Source organism: Bradyrhizobium sp. 197, assembly GCF_023073375.1.
Taxonomy (GTDB): Bacteria; Pseudomonadota; Alphaproteobacteria; order Rhizobiales; family Xanthobacteraceae; genus Bradyrhizobium.
Window position 1 is genome coordinate 1 of sequence record NZ_JADPJJ010000041.1, and the last position, 23,719, is coordinate 23,719.

24 protein-coding genes and 1 tRNA gene are annotated in these 23,719 nt (G+C 64.0%); 9 read left to right on the plus strand and 16 right to left on the minus strand.

Annotated elements, in window-relative coordinates:
• Positions 1 to 120: 120 nt before the first annotated feature.
• The 3 genes from IVB27_RS09340 to IVB27_RS09350 form a co-directional block, all read right to left on the minus strand.
• Positions 121 to 585, minus strand: coding sequence for an MFS transporter (locus tag IVB27_RS09340; protein WP_247443085.1), 465 nt, complete (start codon positions 583 to 585; stop codon positions 121 to 123).
• A 144-nt stretch (positions 586 to 729) separates the two neighbouring features.
• The gene (nikR, locus tag IVB27_RS09345; protein ID WP_247443086.1) at positions 730 to 1,176 is read right to left on the minus strand and encodes a nickel-responsive transcriptional regulator NikR; all 447 of its coding nucleotides are present in this window, start codon (positions 1,174 to 1,176) and stop codon (positions 730 to 732) included.
• A 53-nt stretch (positions 1,177 to 1,229) separates the two neighbouring features.
• Positions 1,230 to 3,671, minus strand: a complete 2,442-nt coding sequence (locus IVB27_RS09350) for a heavy metal translocating P-type ATPase (RefSeq protein WP_247443087.1) — start codon at positions 3,669 to 3,671, stop codon at positions 1,230 to 1,232.
• Between the two features lie 50 nt (positions 3,672 to 3,721).
• Here IVB27_RS09350 and IVB27_RS09355 point away from each other — a divergent pair, with 50 nt between their 5' ends.
• Complete coding sequence (locus tag IVB27_RS09355) at positions 3,722 to 3,997, plus strand: metal-sensitive transcriptional regulator (RefSeq protein ID WP_007598521.1); 276 nt, start codon at positions 3,722 to 3,724, stop codon at positions 3,995 to 3,997.
• Between the two features lie 141 nt (positions 3,998 to 4,138).
• Here IVB27_RS09355 and IVB27_RS09360 read toward each other — a convergent pair whose 3' ends face one another.
• On the minus strand, positions 4,139 to 5,113 hold the full coding sequence (locus IVB27_RS09360) for a YiiX/YebB-like N1pC/P60 family cysteine hydrolase (RefSeq protein ID WP_247443089.1): 975 nt from the start codon (positions 5,111 to 5,113) through the stop codon (positions 4,139 to 4,141).
• 192 nt (positions 5,114 to 5,305) lie between these two features.
• Here IVB27_RS09360 and IVB27_RS09365 point away from each other — a divergent pair, with 192 nt between their 5' ends.
• Positions 5,306 to 6,703 carry a flavin monoamine oxidase family protein gene (locus IVB27_RS09365; protein WP_247443091.1) on the plus strand — a complete coding sequence of 466 codons (1,398 nt, stop codon included), beginning with the start codon at positions 5,306 to 5,308 and terminating at the stop codon, positions 6,701 to 6,703.
• Here the strand turns inward: IVB27_RS09365 and IVB27_RS09370 are convergent.
• The 4 genes from IVB27_RS09370 to pheS form a co-directional block, all read right to left on the minus strand.
• Positions 6,700 to 7,470 carry a sulfite exporter TauE/SafE family protein gene (locus IVB27_RS09370; RefSeq protein ID WP_247443093.1) on the minus strand — a complete coding sequence of 257 codons (771 nt, stop codon included), beginning with the start codon at positions 7,468 to 7,470 and terminating at the stop codon, positions 6,700 to 6,702. The two genes, IVB27_RS09365 and IVB27_RS09370, sit on opposite strands and share 4 nt — an antisense overlap.
• A gap of 56 nt (positions 7,471 to 7,526) precedes the next feature.
• Entirely contained in the window at positions 7,527 to 9,935 is a 2,409-nt protein-coding gene (pheT, locus tag IVB27_RS09375; protein ID WP_247443095.1) for a phenylalanine--tRNA ligase subunit beta, read from the minus strand.
• Positions 9,932 to 10,378 carry an endonuclease domain-containing protein gene (locus IVB27_RS09380; RefSeq protein ID WP_247443097.1) on the minus strand — a complete coding sequence of 149 codons (447 nt, stop codon included), beginning with the start codon at positions 10,376 to 10,378 and terminating at the stop codon, positions 9,932 to 9,934. Before IVB27_RS09380 ends, pheT begins: the two co-directional genes overlap by 4 nt.
• Positions 10,379 to 10,593: 215 nt before the next feature.
• Positions 10,594 to 11,676, minus strand: coding sequence for a phenylalanine--tRNA ligase subunit alpha (gene pheS / locus IVB27_RS09385; RefSeq protein ID WP_247443099.1), 1,083 nt, complete (start codon positions 11,674 to 11,676; stop codon positions 10,594 to 10,596).
• A 150-nt stretch (positions 11,677 to 11,826) separates the two neighbouring features.
• On the opposite strand from pheS, the gene IVB27_RS09390 reads away from it, so the two are divergent.
• The gene (locus IVB27_RS09390; protein ID WP_247443100.1) at positions 11,827 to 12,240 is read left to right on the plus strand and encodes a hypothetical protein; all 414 of its coding nucleotides are present in this window, start codon (positions 11,827 to 11,829) and stop codon (positions 12,238 to 12,240) included.
• 9 nt (positions 12,241 to 12,249) lie between these two features.
• On the opposite strand, the gene rplT is transcribed toward IVB27_RS09390, so the two are convergent.
• Both rplT and rpmI read right to left on the minus strand, forming a co-directional pair.
• A complete protein-coding gene (rplT, locus tag IVB27_RS09395) occupies positions 12,250 to 12,609 on the minus strand; it encodes a 50S ribosomal protein L20 (protein ID WP_247352688.1) in 360 nt (119 codons plus the stop codon).
• A gap of 80 nt (positions 12,610 to 12,689) precedes the next feature.
• A complete protein-coding gene (gene rpmI / locus IVB27_RS09400; protein ID WP_027535561.1) occupies positions 12,690 to 12,890 on the minus strand; it encodes a 50S ribosomal protein L35 in 201 nt (66 codons plus the stop codon).
• Positions 12,891 to 13,175: 285 nt separating this feature from the next.
• On the opposite strand from rpmI, the gene IVB27_RS09405 reads away from it, so the two are divergent.
• Positions 13,176 to 13,571 carry a hypothetical protein gene (locus IVB27_RS09405; RefSeq protein ID WP_247443102.1) on the plus strand — a complete coding sequence of 132 codons (396 nt, stop codon included), beginning with the start codon at positions 13,176 to 13,178 and terminating at the stop codon, positions 13,569 to 13,571.
• A gap of 122 nt (positions 13,572 to 13,693) precedes the next feature.
• Here IVB27_RS09405 and infC read toward each other — a convergent pair whose 3' ends face one another.
• On the minus strand, positions 13,694 to 14,233 hold the full coding sequence (gene infC / locus IVB27_RS09410; RefSeq protein WP_085349942.1) for a translation initiation factor IF-3: 540 nt from the start codon (positions 14,231 to 14,233) through the stop codon (positions 13,694 to 13,696).
• 250 nt (positions 14,234 to 14,483) lie between these two features.
• Here infC and IVB27_RS09415 point away from each other — a divergent pair, with 250 nt between their 5' ends.
• Positions 14,484 to 15,308 carry an alpha/beta hydrolase gene (locus IVB27_RS09415; RefSeq protein ID WP_247443105.1) on the plus strand — a complete coding sequence of 275 codons (825 nt, stop codon included), beginning with the start codon at positions 14,484 to 14,486 and terminating at the stop codon, positions 15,306 to 15,308.
• Positions 15,309 to 15,466: 158 nt separating this feature from the next.
• A complete protein-coding gene (locus IVB27_RS09420) occupies positions 15,467 to 15,934 on the plus strand; it encodes a nuclear transport factor 2 family protein (protein ID WP_247443107.1) in 468 nt (155 codons plus the stop codon).
• Positions 15,935 to 15,937: 3 nt separating this feature from the next.
• Here IVB27_RS09420 and IVB27_RS09425 read toward each other — a convergent pair whose 3' ends face one another.
• The 3 genes from IVB27_RS09425 to IVB27_RS09435 form a co-directional block, all read right to left on the minus strand.
• The gene (locus IVB27_RS09425; protein WP_247443109.1) at positions 15,938 to 16,735 is read right to left on the minus strand and encodes an acyl-CoA thioesterase domain-containing protein; all 798 of its coding nucleotides are present in this window, start codon (positions 16,733 to 16,735) and stop codon (positions 15,938 to 15,940) included.
• A 156-nt stretch (positions 16,736 to 16,891) separates the two neighbouring features.
• Complete coding sequence (queG, locus tag IVB27_RS09430) at positions 16,892 to 18,067, minus strand: tRNA epoxyqueuosine(34) reductase QueG (protein ID WP_247443111.1); 1,176 nt, start codon at positions 18,065 to 18,067, stop codon at positions 16,892 to 16,894.
• Positions 18,016 to 18,708: a glutathione S-transferase family protein gene (locus IVB27_RS09435; RefSeq protein WP_247352701.1), complete on the minus strand. Its 693-nt coding sequence runs from the start codon at positions 18,706 to 18,708 to the stop codon at positions 18,016 to 18,018. The genes queG and IVB27_RS09435 overlap by 52 nt, the downstream gene beginning before the upstream one ends.
• 169 nt (positions 18,709 to 18,877) lie before the next feature.
• Between IVB27_RS09435 and IVB27_RS09440 the strand changes: the two genes are divergently transcribed.
• A complete protein-coding gene (locus tag IVB27_RS09440; RefSeq protein WP_247352703.1) occupies positions 18,878 to 19,684 on the plus strand; it encodes an undecaprenyl-diphosphate phosphatase in 807 nt (268 codons plus the stop codon).
• A 132-nt stretch (positions 19,685 to 19,816) separates the two neighbouring features.
• Here IVB27_RS09440 and IVB27_RS09445 read toward each other — a convergent pair whose 3' ends face one another.
• On the minus strand, positions 19,817 to 20,782 hold the full coding sequence (locus IVB27_RS09445; RefSeq protein ID WP_247443113.1) for a complex I NDUFA9 subunit family protein: 966 nt from the start codon (positions 20,780 to 20,782) through the stop codon (positions 19,817 to 19,819).
• 151 nt (positions 20,783 to 20,933) lie between these two features.
• On the opposite strand from IVB27_RS09445, the gene IVB27_RS09450 reads away from it, so the two are divergent.
• A tRNA-Leu gene (locus IVB27_RS09450) sits at positions 20,934 to 21,020 on the plus strand.
• An 88-nt stretch (positions 21,021 to 21,108) separates the two neighbouring features.
• Positions 21,109 to 22,767: a tyrosine-type recombinase/integrase gene (locus tag IVB27_RS09455; RefSeq protein ID WP_247443121.1), complete on the plus strand. Its 1,659-nt coding sequence runs from the start codon at positions 21,109 to 21,111 to the stop codon at positions 22,765 to 22,767.
• A 638-nt stretch (positions 22,768 to 23,405) separates the two neighbouring features.
• Here IVB27_RS09455 and IVB27_RS09460 read toward each other — a convergent pair.
• A complete protein-coding gene (locus IVB27_RS09460) occupies positions 23,406 to 23,609 on the minus strand; it encodes a hypothetical protein (protein ID WP_247443122.1) in 204 nt (67 codons plus the stop codon).
• Between the last annotated feature and the right edge of the window lie 110 nt (positions 23,610 to 23,719).

The window sequence follows — 23,719 nt, forward strand, 5'->3', positions numbered from 1 at the left end:
GCGCGGATGGAACATGCTCGAAACATTGTCCCGATGCCCCACACAACTCATCCACAAACTCAGCGTCGCCTAACCGAGCAAACGGACCTGGGCAGTTACCGCTACGCTCGCAATGACGAACTACACCACATCGAGCGGCTTGCCGCGCACGTTCGGGCCGAACAGCGTCATGGCGACCACCACGATCAACATCGCCGCGGTGATCAGGCGGAACACGCCGGTGACGCCAGCCTCCTTCAGCATGTAGGCGACGATGAAGCCTGAGAACGTCGCGCTCAGCCGGCTCGTCGAATAGACGAGGCCGGAGGCACGCGCGCGGACCTGGGTCGGGAACACCTCGGTCTGATAGGCGTGGTAGGCGTAGGACATCGTCGTGTTGCAGGCTGTCAGCAGCACGCCGCAGATGATCAGCAGCGAAGGCTCGGTCAGCCGGGCGAACGCCATGCCGAAGATGATGATGGCGGCCCATGCCCCCGCGATGATCCATCGCCGTTCGAACCTGTCGGCGAAGCTCGAAGCCAGCAGCGGCGCGATCGGATTGGCGAAGCCGCAGAAGCCGAAGGCCTGGCAGAGGTTGAACATCATGAAGAGTGTCCCGGACGCGGCGCGGCATGAAATGACGCGACGCAGAGCCGGGACCCAGGAGCTTGCGCTAGCGGTGAGATGGGCTCCGGCTCAGCAGCGCATCACTCTGTGCTGCGCTGCGTCCGGGGTACGAGAGGATAACTCCTACTCATGCCGGTGCCCGTGCTTCCGTGCCTTCGCCTGCTTGCCTTCACCCGTCGGGATCATCACCACGCGGCCGTAGCGGACGCCGCGTTCGGCGATGATGTGCTCGGCGAAATGTCTGACCTCGCCGGCATCGCCGCGAAGCGCCGTCATCTCCATGCAATTGTTGTCGTCGAGATGGACATGCAGCGTCGCCAGCGCGAGGTCGTGATGGCCGTGGAATTCCTGCACCAGGCGTTTTGAGAGATCGCGGGCGGCGTGGTCGTAGACATAGACGAGGCCGGCGACGCAGGGGCCGGTCTGTGCGATGTTCTCGCTGCTCTGTTGCAGGCCGGCGCGGGCGAGATCGCGAATCATCTCGGACCGGTTCTGATAGCCGCGCGCTTCCGCCGCCGCGTCGATCTCCGCCAGCAGATCGTCCTCGATCGTGATCGTAATTCGCTGCATGAAAAATGCTCCCTCGCGCCGCTCGATGCCGTTTTACACGGATTTGGCGAGGCTCACAGCTGCGTTGCCCTCAGCCGCAGCGCATTTCCAACGACGCTCACCGAGGACAGCGCCATCGCGGCCGCGGCGATGATCGGCGACAGCAACACGCCGAACGCCGGATAGAGGATACCGGCCGCGATCGGAATGCCCGCGGCGTTGTAGATGAAGGCAAAGAACAGGTTTTGCCGGATGTTGCTCATGGTCGCCTGCGACAGCTTTCGTGCACGGACGATGCCGGTGAGATCGCCTTTGAGCAGGGTGACGCCAGCGCTCTCCATGGCCACGTCAGTGCCGGTGCCCATGGCGATGCCGACTTCGGCGGCGGCCAACGCCGGCGCGTCATTGACGCCGTCACCGGCCATCGCGACGCTGCGGCCGGCCTTTTGCAACCTTGTCACCACCGCGCTCTTCTGATCCGGCAGCACCTCGGCCTCGACCTCGGCAATGCCGAGCCGGCGTGCCACCGCTTCCGCCGTTGTGCGGTTGTCGCCGGTCAGCATGATGACCTTGATGCCTTCGGCCGCCAATGCCTTCAGAGCCTCCGGGGTGGAAGCCTTGACCGGATCGGCGATCGCGAACAGGCCGGCCAGCCGGCCGTCGACGGCCATGTTGATCACGGTTGCGCCGTCGCTGCGCAGCCGTTCGGCCTCGGTATCGAGCGTTTTGGTGTCGATGCCGATCGACGTCAGATATTTGGCATTGCCGAGCACGATGGTCTTGCCGTCGACCTCGCCGGTCGCGCCCTTGCCCGTCGGCGAATCGAATTGCTCGACCTGGCCCAGTGCGAGCTGCTTGTCCTTCGCCGCGCGCATGATCGCGTCGGCCAAGGGATGCTCGCTGGCGCGCTCGACGCTGGCCGCAAGGCGCAGGATGTCATCTTCCGCAAAACCGGCGGCCGCCACGATCGCGACCACCTTCGGCTTGCCCTCGGTCAGCGTGCCGGTCTTGTCGACCACCAATGTGTCGATCTTCTCCATCCGCTCCAGCGCCTCGGCGTTCTTGATCAGCACGCCCGCTTGCGCACCGCGTCCGACGCCGACCATGATCGACATCGGGGTGGCGAGCCCGAGCGCGCAGGGGCAGGCGATGATCAGCACGCTGACGGCGGCAACGAGCCCGAAGGCAAGCCGCGGCTCCGGCCCGAACCAGGCCCAGGCAGCGAAGGCTGCGAGCGCGACGGCGATCACCGTCGGCACGAACCAGCCCGCGACCTGGTCGGCCAGCCGCTGGATCGGCGCGCGCGAGCGCTGCGCGTCGGCAACCATCTGCACGATCTGCGACAGCAGCGTCTCGCGCCCGACCTTGTCGGCGCGCATGATGAAGCTGCCCGACTGGTTCAGCGTACCGGCGATGACTTTTGCGCCGCTCTCCTTGGTGACCGGCATGGATTCGCCCGTCACGAGCGACTCGTCGAGCGAAGAGCGGCCCTCGAGGATGATGCCGTCGACGGGCACCTTCTCGCCGGGACGAACGCGGAGACGATCGCCGGCATGGAGCGTATCGATCTCGACCTCGTGTTCGGCGCCGTCAGCATCGACGCGGCGCGCGGTCTTCGGGGCGAGCTGCAACAGCGCCTTGATCGCGCCGGACGTCGCGTCGCGGGCGCGCAGCTCCAGCACCTGGCCGAGCAGCACCAGCACGGTGATCACAGCAGCCGCTTCGAAATAGACGGCGACCGCGCCGCCATGGCCGCGGAAGGTCGCGGGGAAGATCTGCGGCGCGATGGTGCCGATCAGGCTGTAGACATAGGCGACGCCCGTGCCCATCGCGATCAGCGTGAACATGTTGAGGTTGCGCGTTAGCAGCGACTGCCAGCCGCGCAGGAAGAACGGCCAGCCCGCCCACAGCACCACGGGCGTGGCAAAAACGAGCTGGATCCAGTTCGACAGCGTCGGATCGATCCAGTTATGCGGGCCCGCGAGATGGCCGCCCATCTCCAGCACCACCGCCGGCAGCGCCAGCGCACCGCCGATCCAGAACCGCCGCGTCATGTCGGCGAGCTCGGGGTTGGGACCGCTGTCGAGGCTCGCGATCTCCGGCTCCAGCGCCATGCCGCAGATCGGGCAGCTTCCCGGTCCGACCTGGCGTACGTCCGGATGCATCGGGCAAGTGTAAATCGTGCCCGCGGGCATCTCGGGCTCGGGTGTCTTCTGCTCTTCGTTCTTCTTGGCGAGATATTTTGCGGGATCGGCGGCGAATTTGGTGCGGCAGCCGGCCGAGCAGAAATGGAAAGTCTCGCCGTGATGGGCGAACCGGTGCTTTGAGGTCGCGGGATCGACCGTCATGCCGCAGACGGGATCGAGGACTTTTGTCGCGGCGGCGCCGTGGTCGTGGGCGTGATCGCCGCAGCAGGAGGAAGCCGCGGGCTTGGCGGCCGGCGCCGCTTTGCTGGAACAGCTGCATCCGGAATGTGTTTCGGGCTTGTGGTGGTGTCCGTGTTCGGCGTCGTTCATTGCCATGCTCCGGCCTTGCAACTTATACCCTAGGGGGGTATATAGCCACCATGCGCAAGGACATCAAGGCATCCGTCGGAAAACGTCTCGGCCGGATCGAGGGTCAGGTTCGCGGCCTCTCGAAAATGGTCGAGGAGGACCGCTACTGCATCGACATCGTCACGCAGATCTCGGCGGTGCGAGCCGCGCTGCGCCGGGTCGAGGAAGAGGTTTTGAAGGACCACGTCGCCCATTGCGTCGAGCATGCGATCGCGAGCGGCGACAAGGCCGACCAGCGCGAGAAGATCGCGGAGCTGATGGCAGTGATTGGGCGGGCGGAGCGCTAGGTTTCCACCCTCATTGCGAGCGAAGCGAAGCAATCCAGAATCCCACCGCGGTGACAGTCTGGATTGCTTCGCTTCGCTCGCAATGACGGCGTTGAGGGAGGCGAGCACCACCCCGATCGCCGGGCACGACGGCGGACGTTTCTACGCCGCCATCTCCTGCGCCCGTCCGCGTGCGCGGTACCTTGCGAGCTCGTTCAGCAGCACAAAATGATCGGAGAAGGCGACGCTCATTTCCGCAACCGCCTCAGGCATCACTTGCTCAGCCGGAATTTGATCCGGCGCCTCTTTGTCAATCGCTTCAGGAACGAGCGGCGGCGCACTGAGCGCTTCTGGAAAGACACTGAAGGTGCCGGCTACCTCCTCGAGCGGCTTCTGCTTGTCGGCCCAGTGCAGGGCGGTGTAGTCGAAACCGTGCACGATGGTGGGTTTGACGACTTCGAAATAGGGCGAGATGTCGAAGTCGCGGGGCATGTAGAGCGAGGAATCGCGAATATGCAGGATCTCGCGGCGGGCAGCGCGGCTGCCGGCCTTGGTGATCTTGGGCAGGATCGGATAGCGCACGGCGTCGAAGGCCTGCGCGATCAGCGCCGAGCAGATGATCTTGGTGGGATCGCCCGAGCCGATCGAGATCATGCGGCGTCGCCAGCGCTGCGGGATCGGCAGCGGAAACAGAAAGCGCATCAGGTCGACGATGTTCTTGGTGTCGTAGCCGAAGCCGATGCGGTTGATCGCATAGCGGCAGACCGTGGTGCGGTCCTCATAGGACAGCCCGACCGGGCGGCAGACCCGGGTGTGATAGGGGAAATATTTCGAAAGCGGCGCGGAGGTGACGCCCTCGCCGATATTGGCCTCGATCAGCACGTGGGGCTCGCCGTCGGGTTCCTCGGCGCCCTCGATCGGGCCGACATAGAGTGCGGCATGCGACCAGGTCGACTGCGTCAGATATTTGATGATGCCGGAAATGCGGTTGTTGCCCTCGACCAGCAGCACGTCGCCGGGCTCGATGACGCCGCGCAGATGCTCCGGGTCGCTCGGCGTGAACGGCTCATAGCCCGGCACCTCCTTCGAGAGGTACGCGGCAATAAGCTTGCCGGCTGAGTCTAGGACCGTCCCCATGTCGAACTCTCCCCACGGCCTTTTCCGGCCGCCTTTTTCTCTTCTCTATCATGGTCGAAACGTCTTGCAATTCGGTTCATAGCTCTGTGAGGTCAAGCACGATTGATTCACCATGATAGTTGCCGTGCAACATCGGATGCGGCAAGGTTCGCTAGCTGTTCCCGTTTGCCGCAAGTCTCCGGAAACCATGACATGACAATCACGCGCCGCAGCTTCCTATCGGCGTCGGCGGGCCTTGCCGCGATGCCGGTCCTGCGCGCAACCGCCGCGACCCTGCCGCGCGAGGCTGACATTGTCGTGATCGGCGCGGGCGCGGCCGGAATTGCCGCAGCGCGGCGCATCATGGCGGCCAATCGCAAGGTCGTGGTGGTGGAAGCTGCAGGCAAGATCGGCGGCCGCTGCATCACCGACGCGACGACCTTCGACACGCCGTTCGATCGCGGCGCGCGCTGGATGCACAATCCCGACACCAATCCGATGATCCGGCTGGCGCGCAGTGCCGGGCTCGACGTGCTGCCGGCGCCATCGGGCCAGAAGATGCGCATCGGCCGCCGCAATGCGCGCGCCGGCGAGACCGAGGAATTCCTGGCGGCGCTGGTGCGCGCCAACCGCGCCATCGACGAGGCCGGGCGCGGCAAGCTCGATACGGCTTGCGCATCGGTGCTGCCGAAGGATCTCGGCGACTGGGCCGGCGCGGCCGAGTTCATGCTGGGCGCGAGCTTCGCCGGCAAGGACCTGCGGGAGCTTTCGGCGATCGACAAGGCGCGCGCGCAGGATCGCAACGCCGCGATCGCTTGCCGCCAGGGCCTGGGAACTCTGATCACCAGGCTCGGTGAGCAGGCGCCGGTCGCGCTGTCGACGCCGGCGAGCCGGATCGTCTGGAGCAATCGCGACGTCAGTGTGGAGACGCAGGCCGGCAGGATTGCCGCACGCGCCGCCATCATCACGGTCTCGACCAATGTGCTGACCTCGGGTGCGATCAAGTTTGGGCCTGACATTCCCAAGCGCACGCTCGACGCCGCCTCGAAGCTCACCCTCGGAAGCTACGATCATATCGTGCTGCAATTGCCGGGTAACCCGTTGGGCCTGTCGCGCGACGACATCCTGATCGAACAGAGCAACTCGACGCGCACGGCGCTGATGTTCGCCAATATCGGCGGCTCCTCGCTGTGCTCGATCGATGTCGGCGGCTCGTTCGGCCGCGATCTCTCCGAGCAGGGCGAGAAGGCGATGACGGCCTTCGCCAGGGAATGGATCACAAAACTGTTCGGCAGCGAAGTCGCGGCCGCCGTGCAGAAAGCCAGCGCGACACGCTGGAACGCCTCGCCTTTCGTGATGGGTGCGATGTCGGCGGCCTCGCCCGGCGGTCAGCTCTCGCGAAAGATTTTGGCCGAGCCGATCGGCAACCTGTTCCTCGCCGGCGAAGCCACGCACGAGTCCCTCTGGGGCACCGTCGACGGCGCCTGGGAAAGCGGCGAGCGCGCCGCGGACGCGGCACTACGCAAGATCGGTGCGCTGAAGGATGAGCCGAGCGATGTCCCGACGCAGTCGACGAAGAGGCGGCGTGCGCCGCGACGGCAGGGCAACTAGCGCAGTATGCCGTCTAATACGGGCAGACCGGCGATCACCGCTGTCGCGATCAGCCCGTAGCAAATCGCGCGGAACACTTTCTCGCTGGCACGACCGAACAGCGAGGCGCCGAAGGCGACGCCGATCGCATAGACCGGGCCGACGATTAGCGAGAGCACGAGCGATTCGCGCGAGATCAGTCCTGTGGTCGCATAGCTGACCATCGAGAAAAAATCCGATGCGCCAAAAAACAGCAAGATGTTGGCGCGCGCGACGATCGATGCGACCGGGCGGCCGAGCCAGTAGCCGACGATCGGCGGGCCGCCGGTCTGTGCGAGGCCGCTGCAGAACCCGGAGAGGCTGCCGATGCCGACCGAGAGCCAGGCGTGGTCCTTGCCGCGATAGCGCCAGCCCGACAGCAGCAGAAGCAACAGCGCGGCGACGAAGCAGGAGATGATCCAGCGCGTCGTGACGGGCTCGAGCACGCTGAGGAAATAGGTGCCGACGGGTACGCCGACCAGTGCGCCGAGCACGATCACTGCGGTGGCCTTGCGATCCGCCTTGCGCCAGGCGTCAGGCAGCAGCGGCGCGGCCGCGACGAAATCGATCACGAGGAGCAGCGCGGCAACGAGACGCGGCGCCGCGATGCTGCTCGCCAGCGGCATGAAGATCAGCGCCGAGCCGAAGCCGGAGAAGCCGCGCGCGGTGCCCGAAACGAAAGCGACGGCGCAGAGCGCCATCGCAATGGTGAGGTTGACGTCTTTTGGGAGAAAGTCAGTGAGACTCATGCTCTATTATTTCTCGAGCATGATGGCGTCCGAAAACCGCCTCACACTTTTCGGCATCATGCTCTCAAAGTGCCACCGGTCTTCTTCGTCACCTCCGCCACGATTTTCGCGGCGACGGCCTCGATCTCCTGGTCGGTCAGCGTCTTCTCGCGCGGCTGGATCGTCACCGCGATCGCGATCGACTTCTTGCCGTCATCGATGCCCTTGCCTTCGTAGACGTCGAACACGTTCACGCCGGTGATCAGCTTCTTGTCGACGCTCTGGGCCGCGCGCACGATGTCGCCGCCCTTTACGGTGCGGTCGACGATGAAGGCGAAATCGCGCGAAACCGGCTGGAAAGCCGACAGCTCGATCACGGGCTTGGCGCGGGTCGGCTTCTTCTTCGCCTCGGGGACACGGTCGAGGATCACCTCGAACACCATCAGCGGGCCGTCGGCACCGAGCGCCTCGAGCGCGCGCGGATGCATCTCGCCGAAATAGCCCAGCACGTTCTGCGGCCCGATCTGGATCGTGCCGGAGCGCCCGGGATGCAGCCAGGACGGGCCGCCCGCGATGATTTGAAGTGCCTGCATCGGTGCGCCGGCAGCAGCCAGCACCGCAAGCGCATCGGCCTTGGCGTCGAACAATTCAGCCTGCGCCGAACCCGACCAATGCCGTCCCAGGCCTTGCGACGACGCAAAGCCGCGGCGGACGCCGCTTGCCGCCGTGAATTGATCCTGCGGGCGATCGCCCTTGAATACCTGCCCCACCTCGAACAGCGCGACATCGCCAAAACCGCGATCGGCGTTGGCCTGCGCCGCCCCGATCAGGCCCGCCAACAGCGTCGGGCGCATGTCGGAGAGGTCCGCCGCGATCGGGTTGGCGACCTCGAGTTCGCGCTGGCCGCCGCCGAACAGTTTTGCCGCAGACTTGGTGATGAAAGACCAAGTCACCGCTTCGATGATGCCGCGGCTCGCCAGCGCGCGCTTGGCGCGGCGGGTGCGGAGTTGGAGCGGGGTCAGCACGGATTTGCGTGCGTCCTCGCCGCGCTCAAACGGCGTCATCGGCACCTTGTCGACGCCGAAGATGCGGACGACTTCCTCGACGATGTCGGCCTTGCCGTGCACGTCGGAGCGCCACGACGGCACCGCGATCTTCACGACAGGGCCCGGGCCCGCCATCATGAAGCCGAGATGGGTCAGGATGCGCTTCATCTCCGGCATCGGCACCTCGATGCCCGAGAGCCGCTTCACCTCGGTGACCGGAAAATCGATCACGCGGTCATCGCCGAAGGTCTTGCCGACCACCACGTTCTCCGACGGCGTGCCGCCGCACATCTCCATCACCAGCCTGGTCGCGAGCTCCAGCCCGGGGACCATGAAGGCCGGGTCGACGCCGCGCTCGAAGCGGTAGCGCGCATCCGAATTGATGCCGAGCTTGCGGCCGGTCTGGGCGATGTTGATCTCGTTCCACAGCGCCGATTCGATCAGCACGTCGGTGGTGGCCTCGTCGCAGCCCGAGGCCTCGCCGCCCATGATGCCGGCCAGCGATTCGACGCCGTGCTCGTCCGCGATCACGCAAATCGCGGGATCGAGATTGTAGCTGCGGCCGTCGAGCGCGAGCAGCGTCTCGCCGTCACGGGCGCGGCGCACCACGAGATTGCCCTTCACTTTCTTGGCGTCGAACACGTGCAGCGGCCGTGCGCGGTCGTAAGTCATGAAGTTGGTGATATCGACCAGCGCGTTGATCGGACGCAGGCCAATCGCGGTCAGCCGCTTCTGCAGCCATTCCGGCGACGGGCCGTTCTTGACGCCGCGCACGAGACGAAGCGCAAAGCCCGGGCACAGTGCGGCGTCTTCGACCGTGACCGTCACCGGACACGGGAATTCGCCTTTGATCGGCTTGATGGTGGGGTCCTTGAACTTGCCCATGTCTGCGGCGGCAAGGTCGCGCGCGATGCCGTGCACGCCGGTGCAGTCCTGCCGGTTCGGGGTCAAATTGATCTCGACCACGGGATCGCCGAGGCCGGCCCATGCGGCGTAAGCAGCGCCGACCGGCGCATCGGCCGGCAATTCCATGATGCCGTCATGGTCGTTGGAGATCTGCAGCTCGGCCGCCGAGCACAGCATGCCGCGGCTTTCGACACCGCGGATGGTGCCGACGCCGAGCGTGATGTCCTTGCCGGGAATGTAGGTCCCGGGCGGCGAGAACACGCTGACGAGACCCGTCCGCGCATTCGGCGCGCCGCACACGACCTGCACGGCCGCGCCACCGTCGCCGGTGTCGACCATACAGACGCGCAGCCGATCCGCATTCGGATGCTGCTCGGCGGATATCACCTTGGCGATGGTGAAAGGCTTCAGTGCCTTCGCCTTGTCCTCGATGTTCTCGACCTCGAGCCCGATCATGGTGAGCTTCTCGGCGAGCTTTTCCAGCGGCTCGTCGGTGTCGAGATGATCCTTCAGCCAGGAGAGGGTGAATTTCATGGCTGCTTTTTCTCCACGGAGGCGGTCTGCTCCCTCTCCCGCTTGCGGGGGAGGGCTGGGGTGGGGGCTCTCTCCGCAACGGCGGTAGCAATTGTTTCGAGAACGCCAGCACGACTGGTCATGACGTCAAGGTTGCTGAAACGGAGCACCTTGAAGCCTCCCGCTTCGATCACGGCAGACCGCCGTGCATCGGCGCGCTCACCTTCCTCCGAGAAGTGCTGGCCGCCATCGAGTTCGATGACGAGCTTGGCCGCATGGCAGATGAAGTCGGCGACGTAGTGCTCGATCGGCACTTGGCGACGGAAAACCATGCCGTTCAATCGGCCGGCGCGCAGCTCCGACCAGAGGACGCGCTCCGCATCGGTCGAGTTGCGTCTGAGCGCGCGCGCATTGGCTCGCAGGCGGGCCGGCACTTTCCAATCCGGATGCTTGGGATCGACCATTGGCAACCCCATTGCGGAGAAACCCTCTCCCCGACCCTCCCCCGCAGGCGGGGGAGGGAGTTCGAGCTGTCGAGCGGACAGAGCATTGGTACCCAAGGGGCAAACGCCACGCGCTCGCTCCATCCATTCCCTCCCCGGCTTGCGGGGGAGGGTCAGGGAGAGGGCTGTCTCCGCACAGGGAACGGAGAGAGTCATCGTATGGCTGAGTAGTGCCATCACGAGCTCAGCCCTCCCGCGAGGGTCGGCACTTCCAGTGGTTTGAAGCCGTAATGGGACAGCCAGCGGACGTCGTTGTCGAACAGCTGGCGCAGATCGGCGATGCCGTATTTCAGCATGGCGATGCGGTCGATGCCCATGCCCCAGGCAAAGCCCTGGTACTCGTCGGGATCGATGCCGCAGGCGCGCAGCACGTTCGGATGCACCATGCCGCAGCCGAGAATCTCCAGCCAATCCTCGCCCTCGCCGAAGCGGATCTCGCCCTTGTCGCGGCGGCACTGGATGTCGACTTCCAGCGACGGCTCGGTGAACGGGAAGAACGAGGGCCGGAAGCGCATGTTGATGTGATCGACCTCGAAGAACGCCTTGCAGAACTCGTGCAGGATCCATTTGAGGTGGCCGAGATGCGAGTGCTTGTCGATGACGAGGCCTTCGACCTGATGGAATTGCGGCGTGTGGGTCGCATCCGAATCGATGCGATAGGTGCGGCCCGGGCAGATCACGCGGATCGGCGGCTTCTCACTCAGCATGGTGCGCACCTGCACCGGCGAGGTGTGTGTGCGCAACAGCATGCGCGAGCCATCCTCCTTCGGATGGAAGAAGAACGTGTCGTGCATCTCGCGCGCGGGATGGCCTTCGGGAAAATTCAGCTTGGTGAAGTTGTAGTCGTCGGTCTCGATGTCAGGACCTTCGGCGACCGAGAATCCCATGTCGGCGAAGATCGTGGTCAGCTCGTCCCAGACCTGGCTCAGCGGATGAATGCGGCCGGCTTCGGTCGGCGCGTCGCGCAGCGGCAGGGTGACGTCGATCGTTTCCGAAGCGAGCCGCGCGTCGAGAGCCGCCGATTTCAAAACGTCGCGCCGCGCGGCGAGGGCATCGGTGACCTTGTCCTTGGCCTGGTTGATCGCAGCGCCTTGCGTCTTGCGCTCGTCCGGCGACATTTTTCCGAGCGTGGCAAGAAGCGCCGAGATCGAACCTTTCTTGCCGAGGGCTGCGACGCGCACCGCCTCGAGGGCGGCCTCGTCTCCGGCGGCGGCGATCTGGTCGAGGATGGATGTTTCGAGCGTTGCGAGGTCGGACACGGTCAAATCCCTGCTGCCAAATTCGGCTGGGTTGTCGCCGCCCGAAGGCCGTAACGTCAAGCGAAAAGCCGGTCATTTCGGGCTGACGAACGGCTGGGTTGAACCTCGCGCAGGGGCTTGGCACCAAGGGGATATGAGGAGGCTTTCGCGATGCTCTCAAGATCCGGTCTGGCTGTTCTGGCCGTCGCTCTCTCTGTCGCCGGCACCCCGGCGCGCGCCATGGTCTGCATGGAGAAATCCATGACGCTGGACGAGGTCGTCGACACCATCGGTGCCCAGAAGGGCTGCAAAAGCGCGATGAAGGTGTTTCAGGATTGCCAATTGACCGCGAGCGGCGATGTCCAGCTCGGTGCCGCCGTCGAGAAGAAATGCGAGGCGGATTTCATGCCCGGCCTCAACATGGTGCGGAAACAGGCCTACCAACGCGAGATGGGTGTTTGCGACCGAAAGTACCGGAATAAATCCGGCACCATGTATCTGTCGTTTACGGCATTCTGCCGGGCGGAGGTCGCCCAGCGTTACTCGCAACGCGCGCTGAAGGCTGCGGGCTCGAAAGCCCGCTAGCGCGGCCTCTTAGGCCGCGAGCGCAGCTTTGGCCTTCTCGGCGATCGCCTGGAACGACGCGGGCTCGTTGATCGCGAGATCCGACAGCACCTTGCGGTCCACGGTGATCCCGGACTTGGCCATGCCGTCGATAAAACGGCTGTAGGTCAGGCCGAACGGACGGACGGCAGCGTTGATGCGCTGGATCCAAAGCGCACGGAACGTCCGCTTCTTGCGCTTGCGGTCACGGAAGGCGTACTGCATGGCCTTGTCGACGGCTGGCTTGGCAGTGCGGATGGTGTTCTTGCGGCGGCCGCGGAAACCCTTGGCGGCCTTGTAGACTTTCTTGTGCTTGGCGTGGGCGGTCACACCGCGTTTGACGCGAGCCATGACAAATTTCCTTCAGAGATGACTTGGTTTTCGGATCGCCGCGAGAGGTGCGGCGCTGGTGGCAATGATCGTGGACTCGATCAGGCGTTCGGCAAGAAGTACTTCTTGACGTTGTCGCCGTCGGTCTTGAACAGCACGCTGGTGCCGCGGAGCTGACGGATCTGCTTCTTCGTCCGCTTGATCATGCCGTGACGCTTGCCGCGATGGGCGAACATCACTTTGCCGGTGGCAGTCACCTTGAAGCGCTTTTTGGCGCCCGATTTGGTCTTCAGCTTGGGCATTTTGCTCTCCTATGGCCACAACAGAATGCCGCCCGTGAAGGCGGCTGGCCGTCTAAAATGCTCGTTAGAGCGTTGATTGTGCTCAGGTCTTTGCGAACTAGCGCGAAACCCGCACGGACACCGCCGCGGCAGCCCTTAATCAGCCGGGCGATGAAGGCTGGGCTTATGACAGAGGACAAGCCAATTGGCAACGGTGAACGCGTGGAACTTACCTGGCGACTAGCCGTAATTGCTATCCTCATGTCCAAGACATGTCCAAGACATGGCGCCCGGAGCAGGACCAAAATGTCCCATTTTTCCCAATTGCTTTTGACTGATTTCGCTCGTCCGAGCCGCCTGGCGCTGGCCGTGCTCGCCATTGCTGCGTTTCCGTCGACCGCCGATGCTCGCATCGACCGCTATGACGGCGTCTGGAACGTCACTTTCGCCACCACCCGCGGCAATTGCAGCTCCGGCTACAGCGTTCCCTTTACCGTCGCCGGCGGTCGGGTGTCGTCCGCCGGCGGTGGCCGGGTCTTCGGCAAGGTCAATCGCAACGGTGCCGTCGCGGTCCAGGTTTCGGTCGGGGCGTCCCATGCCAGCGGCGGCGGCCGCCTCGCCGGCGGGGCCGGGACCGGCTCCTGGCACGGCATCATCTCCGGCGACCGCTGCAGCGGCATCTGGCACGCGACAAGGACGTAACTATCGCCCAAGAGGACGGTGCGCTCCCTCTCCCGCAAGTGGGAGAGGGAAGCAAACAAAACGGCCCGCCGGAAATCCGGACGGGCCGTTGAATTCGCTAATTCAAAGTATCGGTGTCAGCGTCAGCGCGGCGCCAGCACCATGACGACCTGACGGCCCTCGAACCGCGCGTCCTGCTCCACCTTGGCGAGCTCGGCGACGTCGGTCTTGATCTTGTCGAGCAGCTTGGTGCCGATCTCCTGGTGCGCCATTTCGCGGCCGCGATAGCGCAGAGTGATCTTGACCTTATCGCCCTCTTCGAAGAACCGCTGCATCGCGCGCATCTTAACTTCGTAATCATGGTCGTCGATCATCGGGCGGAGCTTGATCTCCTTGATCTCGACGATCTTCTGCCGCTTGCGGGCTTCGGCAGCTTTTTTCTGCGCGGAATACTTATACTTCCCGTAGTCCATGATCTTGCAGACGGGAGGGCTGACGTTCGGCGAGATCTCGACCAGATCCATGCCGGCCTCCTGGGCCAGGCGGATAGCCGCGACGGTCTCGATGGTGCCCTTGTTGTCACCGGTCTGATCGATCAGCTGGATCTGCGCATTGCGAATATCGTCATTGATGCGCGGCCCGTCTTTGGCGGCAGTGGGTGGGGCTTTATTGGGACGGCGAATGGGTGGTTCTCCAAAGTTATGAAAAGAGGCGGCTATTTTGCAGGAAGATACGGTTGCCGGCAAGCAATTCGCTCGTGCGGCGGTCGAAAAAGCCTCAACCGCGAGGCATTTTGGCCACGCCGGGGCACGAAGACCGACATAGACACCTTGCTTCTGTTCCGCAAGCGTCCCAAAGGGCCAATGCCGATGTCCGGCTGCGCTGCGGAGCACGTCCGGACAACTCAAACCGCGCAGTCAGAGTAAACGTTCCATGAATCACCCAATTCCCGATGCCATGCTCGACTTCATCGATGTGGGCGACGGCCCGTCCGCACGCCGGATCGCGGTGCGCAGCCGGCGCGGGCAAGGACCTGAGCAAGGACCTGAACAAGGACCGGGACTGGTTTGGCTCGGCGGGTTCAAGTCGGACATGCAGGGCAGCAAGGCCGTGGCGCTGGACGAGTGGGCCAGGGATCGCGGCCGTGCCGTGGTCCGGTTCGACTATTCCGGCCACGGCGAATCCGGCGGCGACTTCGCCGATGGAACCATTGGGAGCTGGCTCGAGGATAGCGTGGCGGTGTTCGAACGGTTCTGCGACGGCCCGCAAGTCCTGATCGGCTCGTCCATGGGCGGCTGGATGGCGCTGTTGCTCGCGCGCGAAATCAAGAAGCGTCAAGAGAAACAGCAAGCCAAGGCGTCGCTGGCGGGCCTGGTGCTGATCGCGCCGGCGCCCGACTTCACCGAGGAGCTGATGTGGAAGAACTTTCCGGCCGCGGTGAAGAAAGAAATCGAGACCAAGGGTGTCTGGCTGCGGCCGTCGGACTATGGCGACGGCTCGCCCTATCCGATCACGCGGAAACTGATCGAGGAGGGGCGCAACCACCTCGTGCTCGGCAGCGCCATCGATCTCGGCTGTCCCGTCCGCATCCTGCAAGGCGCGCAGGATCCTGATGTACCCTGGCAGCACGCGTTCGCGCTGACACATCGCCTGCCGGCCGACGACGTCGTGCTGACCATGATCCAGGACGGCGATCACCGTCTCTCCCGCCCGCAAGACATCGCGCGCATTCTTGCCGCGGTGGCCGAGATCGGGTGAAGGTGTAGTACTCGGTGTCATCGTCCGCCTTGTGCGCAATTGCGCACTGGGGCGGACGATCCAGTATTCCAGAGCCTGCAGTGATTGAACCGAGAAGCTGCGGCGTACTGGATGCCCCGCCTTCGCGGGGCATGACGAAGAGAGTGGGAGAAACACCGATGACCACCACCGCCATGCTGCGCGCCTTCTGCGACGCCGTCGAACAACGCGACGGGAAAGCCTTCGCCGACCTGTTCGCCGAAGACGGCGTCTATCACGACGTGTTCTACGGCGCCTTCGACGGCCGCGAGAACATCGCCGCGATGATCGACGACTGGTTTTATCGCACGGCCACCGATTTCCGCTGGGACATGCACGATCCCGTGTCCGACGGCACCACGCTCTATGCGCGCTACACGTTCAGCTACCGCTCGACCTTGCCCGAGGCGAATGGCGCGCGGGCGATGTTCGAGGGCGTCGCGATCATGACGCTACGCGACGGCAAGATCGTCAGCTATCACGAGGTCGCCAACACCGCGCCGGCGTTTGTCGATCTGAAGTTTGCGCCCGAGCGCATCGCCAAGATCGTCGCCAGGCAGGGCGCTGAGCTCAAGGCGCGGCCGGAGATGAAGCGGCATTTGTCGTGACGGTTACGGCGGCGGTGGCTTCGCAATCGGCTTGCGCTGCGCCAGCGCTGCGACCGTGGCGGTGCCGATCGGGCCCGCTTCGTCATAGAGCCAGCATTCGCCGATTGCCACGCCGTCGGTGGCCTGGTGGTTGACCACGTCGAAGCCGATCCAGTTCGTCACCGGCAAGCGGTGCAGATAGATCGTGACATCGCTGTTGATGTAGCGGAGCCCCTTGTCGCCGGCGTTCGCGAACGGGCTGGCGAAATCGGCGCCGGTGGCGACGTGGACGAACGGCGTCATCGGCACGCCCGCCACCAGCTCGCGCACCTCGCTCATCCAGAGTTTTCGTGGCCCGAGCGAGCCCATATGGCCGACGATCGGCCGCGTCGCCCATTTGCCGTTCATGCCGAGCCTGGGATCGGTGGGCTTGGGAATGTCAGCGGGTTTCGGCACGTCCCAGTTCCGCGGCGACCAGACATTGCCGTCCGGATTCTGCGTTCGCCGCAACAGCTGACACGAGGCGCGCGCCATGCCGACGCCGCCGGACAAGAATTCCGCTTCCACGACGCGGATGCGCATTCCGTCGCGCACGAGACGCGTCGTCACCTCGATCGGCTTGTCGATGGTCGGCAGCCGAAACATGTCGACGGTCAGCCGCGCCGGCACGAATTCAGGGCCGGAATGCCGCTCCTCGATGGCGAAGCCGAGCAGGCCGATGATGACGCGTCCGTGCAGCGATTTCGGATCCCACGGACCGTTGGCGGCTTCCGTCGGATGGAATGTGTCGCCGTCGCAAGTGAAGAAAGGCATGTTTGTCATGGCGCGCGAGATTGAAGGAACGCGCGGGGAAATCAAGATCCCCAATCCTCATGGTGAGGAGGCGCGAAGCGCCGTCTCGAACCATGAAGGCCCGGCTCTTTCAGCTCGGCCTCTATCCTTCGAGACGCGCGAAGAGCGCGCTCATCAGGATGAGGATCAGGAAGCGGCCCGCCACTCCGCGCGCACGCCATCATCGCGCTCGCGCGCGATTGCGGCATCTTTCATCGCCGCGAAGTCATCATCTGACAACAACTGCCCCAGCGCCCACACCGCAGCCCCCCGCACCAGCGGGCTCGCATCCTCCAGCAATCGCCGCGCCTCGTCCGCCAGTGCCGGATCGCCGGAGTTGCCGATCGCGATCAGCACGTTCCGCAAAAAACGATCGCGGCCGATGCGCTTGACCGGCGACTTCGTGAACAGCGCGCGAAACGAAGCGTCGTCGAGCCGGGCGAGTTCGGCGAGACCTGGCGCGCGCAATTCGTCACGCGCCGCGAGCTTTGCCTCGCGACCCTCCTGCGCGAACTTGTTCCAGGGACACGCCGCGAGGCAATCGTCGCAGCCATAGATGCGGTTGCCGATCGCCTTGCGAAATTCGCGCGGGATCGGCCCCTTGTTCTCGATGGTGAGGTACGAGATGCAGCGCCGCGCATCGAGCTTATAGGGCGCGGGGAAGGCCGCGGTCGGGCAGATGTCGAGACACGCCCGGCACGAGCCGCAATGATCGATCTCGGCGTCGTCGCGCGGCAGCTCCAGCGTGGTGTAGATCGCGCCGAGAAACAGCCACGAGCCGAATTCGCGCGAGACCAGATTGGTGTGCTTGCCCTGCCAGCCGAGATGCGCAGCTTGCGCCAGCGGCTTCTCCATCACGGCGGCAGTGTCGACGAACACTTTCACGTCGGACGGTGCGGTCGCAACCAGCCATCGCGCCAGCGCCTTCAGGCGCTTCTTGATGAGGTCGTGATAGTCGTCGCCCTGCGCATAGACCGAGATCGCCGCGCGCGTGCGTTGTTCGAGGATCGCGAGCGGATCCTGGTCGGGCCCGTAATTGACGCCGAGCATGATGACGCTGCGCACGTCCTGCCACAGCCCGCGCGGATCGACCCGGCGCTCCGGTTGCGCGGCGAGCCAGTCCATGTCGCCATGGCCGCCGGATGCGATGAATTCCAGAAAATGTTTTCCGGCGCTTTCGATCGTGCCGGGCTCTGTGACGCCGATGCAGTCGAATCCGAGCGCGCGTGCCTCGTTTGCAAGCGCCGTCTTCAGTTCGGTCGGACCGGAGTTCAGAAGTCGAGGTCCACGTAGGTCCGCGACGCCGGCACGCCCGCCAGCCATTCGCTCAGCAGCGGACGGAACGACGGGCGGGATTTCACCCGCGCGTACCACGCCTTTGCTGCGTCGTCCTCGCTCCATGGCACGTCGCCCAGATAGTCGATCGCCGAGAGGTGCGCCGCGGCGGCGAGATCCGCGTAACTGAGCCGGTCGCCGGCGAGGAAATTACGCGTCTGCGCCAGCCAGCCGATATAGGCCAGATGATAGCGCACATTTGCCTTCGCGGCGCGCATCACGTCGGCCGAAGGCGGGCCGCCGCCATTGTCCTCGCTCATGAAGCGCTTGTAGATGCGCTCGGTGACGAGCGGGTGGGAGACCTCCTCGAAGAATTTTTCGTTGAACCAGGCCATCAGCCGGCGCACCTCGACGCGCTCGCCGATCGTGTCCGGCATCAGGCGCTTGGGTCCCATCTCGGCGCCATAGGCCTCGTCGACATATTCTGCGACGATCGCCGCGCCCGGGATGGGCGGCTGCTCGTTGTCCACCAGGACGGGCGTCGTGCCCGCCGCATTGAGCAGCAGAAATGCCTCGCGCCGCTCCCAGCTGCGCTCTTCAACCAGCTTCAGCTCAAGCCCGTATTCCCCCGCGATCAGGCGGATGAAGCGCGAATGCGGACAGAACGGATGATGAAACAGCGTGAACATGAAGCCTTTGACTATTTGATGGTGCTTAAGAATCCATCAATGTTTGTGCGGCGCCACACTAGTCATTCAAAACCGCGAAGCAAGGGCGTGACGCCGCATTTTGCGATTGCAGCAATGGGGCGGATGGGCGAGAAGAGCCCCGCTTTTCCAGCGGAAATGGACCGTAAATATGTCAGACGCAATACGGGCAGTGATCCTCGGCATCATCGAGGGTGTGACCGAGTTCCTTCCCGTGTCCTCGACCGGTCACCTGCTGCTTGCGGAGCGCTTCTTCCATCTCGGCGAGGGCGCGTTCTGGGATTCGTTTACGGTTCTGATCCAGCTCGGCGCGATCCTCGCGATCGTCGTGCTGTACTTCAAGAAATTGTGGGACGTCGCGATCGGCATGTTCACGGGCGACGCCTATGCGCGCCGTTTCGTGATCGGCGTGCTGGTGGCGTTCCTGCCCGCTGTCGTCGTCGGTCTCGTCGCCGGCAAATACATCAAGAGCATGCTGTTCAATCCGTGGGTGGTGTGCTTCTCGCTGATCGTCGGCGGCGCCATCCTGCTCTGGGTCGACAAGCTCGATCTCAAGGCGCGCGAGCATGACGCCACCCGGTTTCCGCTGCTGATGTATCTCTATATCGGCATCGCGCAGTGCATCGCGATGATCCCGGGCGTGTCGCGCTCCGGCGCCAGCATCGTCGCCGCAATGTTTTTGGGGGCCGACAAGCGCGCCGCGGCGGAATTTTCGTTCTTCCTCGCCATCCCCACCATGATCGGCGCGTTCGCCTACGATTTCTACAAGAACCGCTCCGAGATGACGATGGACCACATGGGCATCGTCGCGATCGGCTTCGTGGTATCGTTCGTCACCGCGATCATCGTGGTGAAGACGTTCCTGGAATACGTCACCCGCCACGGTTTCGTGGTGTTCGCCTGGTGGCGCGTGATCGTCGGCACGCTCGGCCTGATCGCGCTGGCCATGGGGCGGTAAGCCCGAACTTCAAACAACTGCAGCCTGGATGAATCTCGTCACGCCCGGCCTTGTGCCGGGCATCCACGTTCTTGGCGACCATCGAGGAAAGACGTGGATGGCCGGGACAAGCCCGGCCATGACGGCGGATGGTTACGCGCTCTTGCGCTGGAACTGCCCGGCGGCGCGAAAGCGCCAGAGATATTGGGGGGCGATCGCTTCAAGCGAGTCGGCGCTGATGCCGAGGCCCTCCAGCGTCAGGCCGGCGGCCTTCGCCGCATCCGACACGACATTGTCGCGCGCGAGCAGCGTGACCTGGTCCGGCGTCAGCTTCAACGCGCCGGGCGCGAATTGCAGGAAATTGGCCTGGAAGCGGGCCAGCCCGAACGGCAGCGGCACCAGCATCGGCTTGCGATCGGCGATCTTGAGGATGGCCTCGATGATCTCGCGCATGGTCAGCACGTCCGGCCCGCCGAGTTCGTAGGTCGCGCCCGCCTTGGCCTTGCCGTCGACGGCATCCGCGATCCCGGTGGCGACGTCGCCGACATAGACCGGCTGCATCCTAGTCTCGCCGCCGATCAGCGGCAGCACCGGCGACATCCGGGCCAGTGCCGCGAAGCGGTTGGTGAACTGGTCCTCGGGGCCGAACATCACGGAGGGACGGAAGATCGTCGCCGACGGCACCGCGGCCAACACCGCGGCTTCGCCGGCCGCCTTGGCCTTGGCGTAGCGCGAGGGCGATTCAGCGTCGGCGCCGATCGCCGAGACATGGATCAGGCGTGCCCCCGCGGCCGCGGCCGCCTTGGCGACGGTCTCGGCGCCCTTGGCCTGGACGGCATCGAAGCTCTGCGCGCCACCCTCGGCGAGGATGCCGACCAGATTGATCACGACCTGCGAATCACGCAGCGCCGCCTCGACCGAGGCCGGATAGCGCAAGTTCGCTTGAACGGTGTGAACCTGCCCGACCTTGCCCGACGGCTGGAGGTAGCCGGCCAGCTCCGGCCGCCGCACCGCGACCCGGATACGGTAGTCGCGCCGGCACAGCGCGCGGACGACATTCCGGCCCAAAAACCCCGATCCGCCGCAAACCGTGACGAGAGTTTCCAGATTCGATGCCATGGAGGTCCATTCCTGCAGGAAGAGTGCGTGTTATCAGGCTTGTATCGGGCCGGTTTGCGATGCGCAATCCGCATCCGGAAGCGGGGTTCAAGCATGAATTGACAACCGCGTCACCGAACCGTAGTAACCGCCTCCGTGCCCTAAACGGCATGCCCAGGTGGTGGAATTGGTAGACGCGCTGGCTTCAGGTGCCAGTGGCTTAACGGCCGTGAAGGTTCGAGTCCTTTCCTGGGCACCATACAATTCTGGATATCAAACAAATCCAGATAGATAAGCCCAATCAGAGTCTTGCGTTGGCCCCGACTGTGTAACAATGGGGCGTAACATTGCTGTTCAGGGTTGTTCGGCCGATGCGCCGGGACGGGTCTCGCTTTCCACTTTTCGTGCAGCGCATTCCGGCTGATGTCCGGCGCAAGGCGGTCGGTATCGAACTGGCGATTCCGCTCGGTGATGACTTCGTTTTTGTGACGCTCACCGAGAGCGCTCAGGCCGTCAGGTTCTCCCTCCGCACCGCAGAGCCTAGTGAGATAAAGACGCGTCAGGCACTCGCAGCGGCCTATCTGGAAACCGTCTGGGAGGCGCTCCGCAACGACGCCCCGGTGCATCTGACCCACCGGCAGGCGACGGCCTTGGCAGGCGAACTCTATCGCGTTTGGGCGGACAGCGAGAGCCGCGCCCGGAGTGTCGCCATGGTCCACACGCCCGGTGTTGGTTGGGCGCCGGATACTGAGAGCCACGAGGAGCAGGAAGCTCACTGGGCGGCCGTAACCGAGATGTGGGAGAGGGTCGGCGGCGACGGTGCGGCCAAGAAACTAGAGAAGGCACTCGGGCCCATCGTGGACCGCCTCTTGCTGACTAAGGGCATCCGCCGTGTGGATACCGAATCGCGTGCTCTCCTGCTCACCGCCTTTTGGATGGCGCTGCGTGACGCCTTCGCGAGCCGCCAACGGAACGCTGGGGGAGACTATTCGCTCGACTCCAAGGCCGCCCGCTTCCCCGAATGGCAGACGCCGGCAGATGTGCCGAAGGAGAAGCCAAAACGGGGCGCCTCCAAGAATTCCCTCACCGGACTAGTCGAGGACTGGTGGAAGGAAGCCAAACGGGCCGGCCGCAAGCAGAGCACCTATGAGAGCTATCGCAACTCGATGGCGCGGCTCGTGACATTCCTGAAGCACGATACGGCGAGCCGGGTGACGCCCGAGGACATCGTTCGCTTCAAGGACTATCGCGTGCAAAGCGGCGTGAGCCCGAAAACCGTGAAGGACAGCGACCTCGCGGGCATGAAGACCGTGTTTGGATGGGCGGTGGTCAATCGTCGGCTGCCCAGCAATCCGGCCGAAGGGATCACCATCAAGGTCGGCAAGTCGCGTAAGCTCCGGTCCAAGGGGTTCTACGATTCGGAGGCTATCGCAATCCTGAAGCACGCCCGCGAGTTCGTGCCCGGCCGGGAAGCCCCGAAGCTGGCGGCAGCTAAGCGGTGGGTGCCGTGGCTGTGTGCCTTCACGGGCGCCCGCGTGGGCGAGATGATTCAGATTCGCAATGAGGACATTCGGCGCGAGGGCAAGCTCTGGGTGCTGCATGTGACGCCCGAGGCCGGGCCGGTGAAGACGGACGAAGCGCGTGATGTCGTGCTCCATCGGCAAGTTATCGAGGAAGGCTTCTTAGCGTTTTTTGAGAAGTCGAAGGGCGGCTATCTGTTCATAGACCCCAAGGCCGGCGAGTTAGGCGTGCGCAACGCGGTGAAGACGGCCCGTAACAAGGTCAATGAGTTCGTGCGTGAGGTGGTGAAGGATAAGAACGTTGATCCAAGCCATGGCTGGCGTCATCGCTTCAAGACGGTTGGCATTGAGCAGGGCGTGGAGACGCGTGTTCTGGATGCCATTCAGGGGCATGCGCCGCGCAATGTCTCCGAGGGTTATGGGGACGTGACCATCAAGGCGAAGGCGAACGCTATCGCGAAATTTCCCACCGTCGAGGTCGCATAGGGCACCCTTACCCTTCGCCGATCTCCAGCTCCACGTCAGCAGCGGCGCTGTGGCGAAAATAGCTTGTCCCTCCGCTGTCCCATCTCACCTTGATTGATCCATCGTTGTCGACCACAAGGCCAAGCTCCTTCGTGCTCTTGCGGGCTACTCGCTGGCCAACTGGCCACGTTGCGCGGCTTGTGTCCGGCATCGCGATCTCCTGATTTGGGGGCGACTTAGTGTCTGGTCGGTGAGAAGGTCTCGATCTCAAGGCCGTCCGAATCCCGCAAGATTATTGTTCGTCCAGTCTTATTGGCTAATAGCTTGGCGAGTTTTCGGGCTTGCGCTTCGGTATCGAGACTGAGAACTATGATCGTGGGCCGATCGTGTTTCGTGGGTGAATGCCTCATCATTTTTCCTTTTTGGGCACCATTCGTCCCTCCCGTACGACGTGAGAGATCGCTTCGCCGGAGCCTTCGGAGCTGTCGGGTAATAAGCGCTTGACCATTCGGTCACCGCTCCAAACCTCGATAGGCCGATCCTGTAGGAGTTGGGTGCCCCATACGACGGCACTTTCGTCGCTGTCACATACGATCGAACGCGCACTTACTGACTGGCCGTTTGGGCCAATCACATGGAGTCGGTAGTCGGTCATGATGTTATTCGGGGGGTTGCAATCCAGGCGAGGCCAACCAATTGGCCATACGCGCTGCGGTCTCTGCCTGCTGAGCTTTTCGCAACAGCTCCTCGCGACGAATGCCCAAGGGCATCCCCTCCGCCTGTTTGCGGAGATTTATCGCCACTTCCACTAAATTAGACTGATCATCGAACAAAAAAGATTGCTCAAGGCCGTGCTGTTTCATCTTGCTGCTCCCTCTTCAAGTTGGGCGCAGGCGGGAGTTCTCTCAGCCTCTCGGTCGCCAGCGCCCGCAGACAAGTGTCTTTGGCCGGCGATGACTATCTAACTACCACC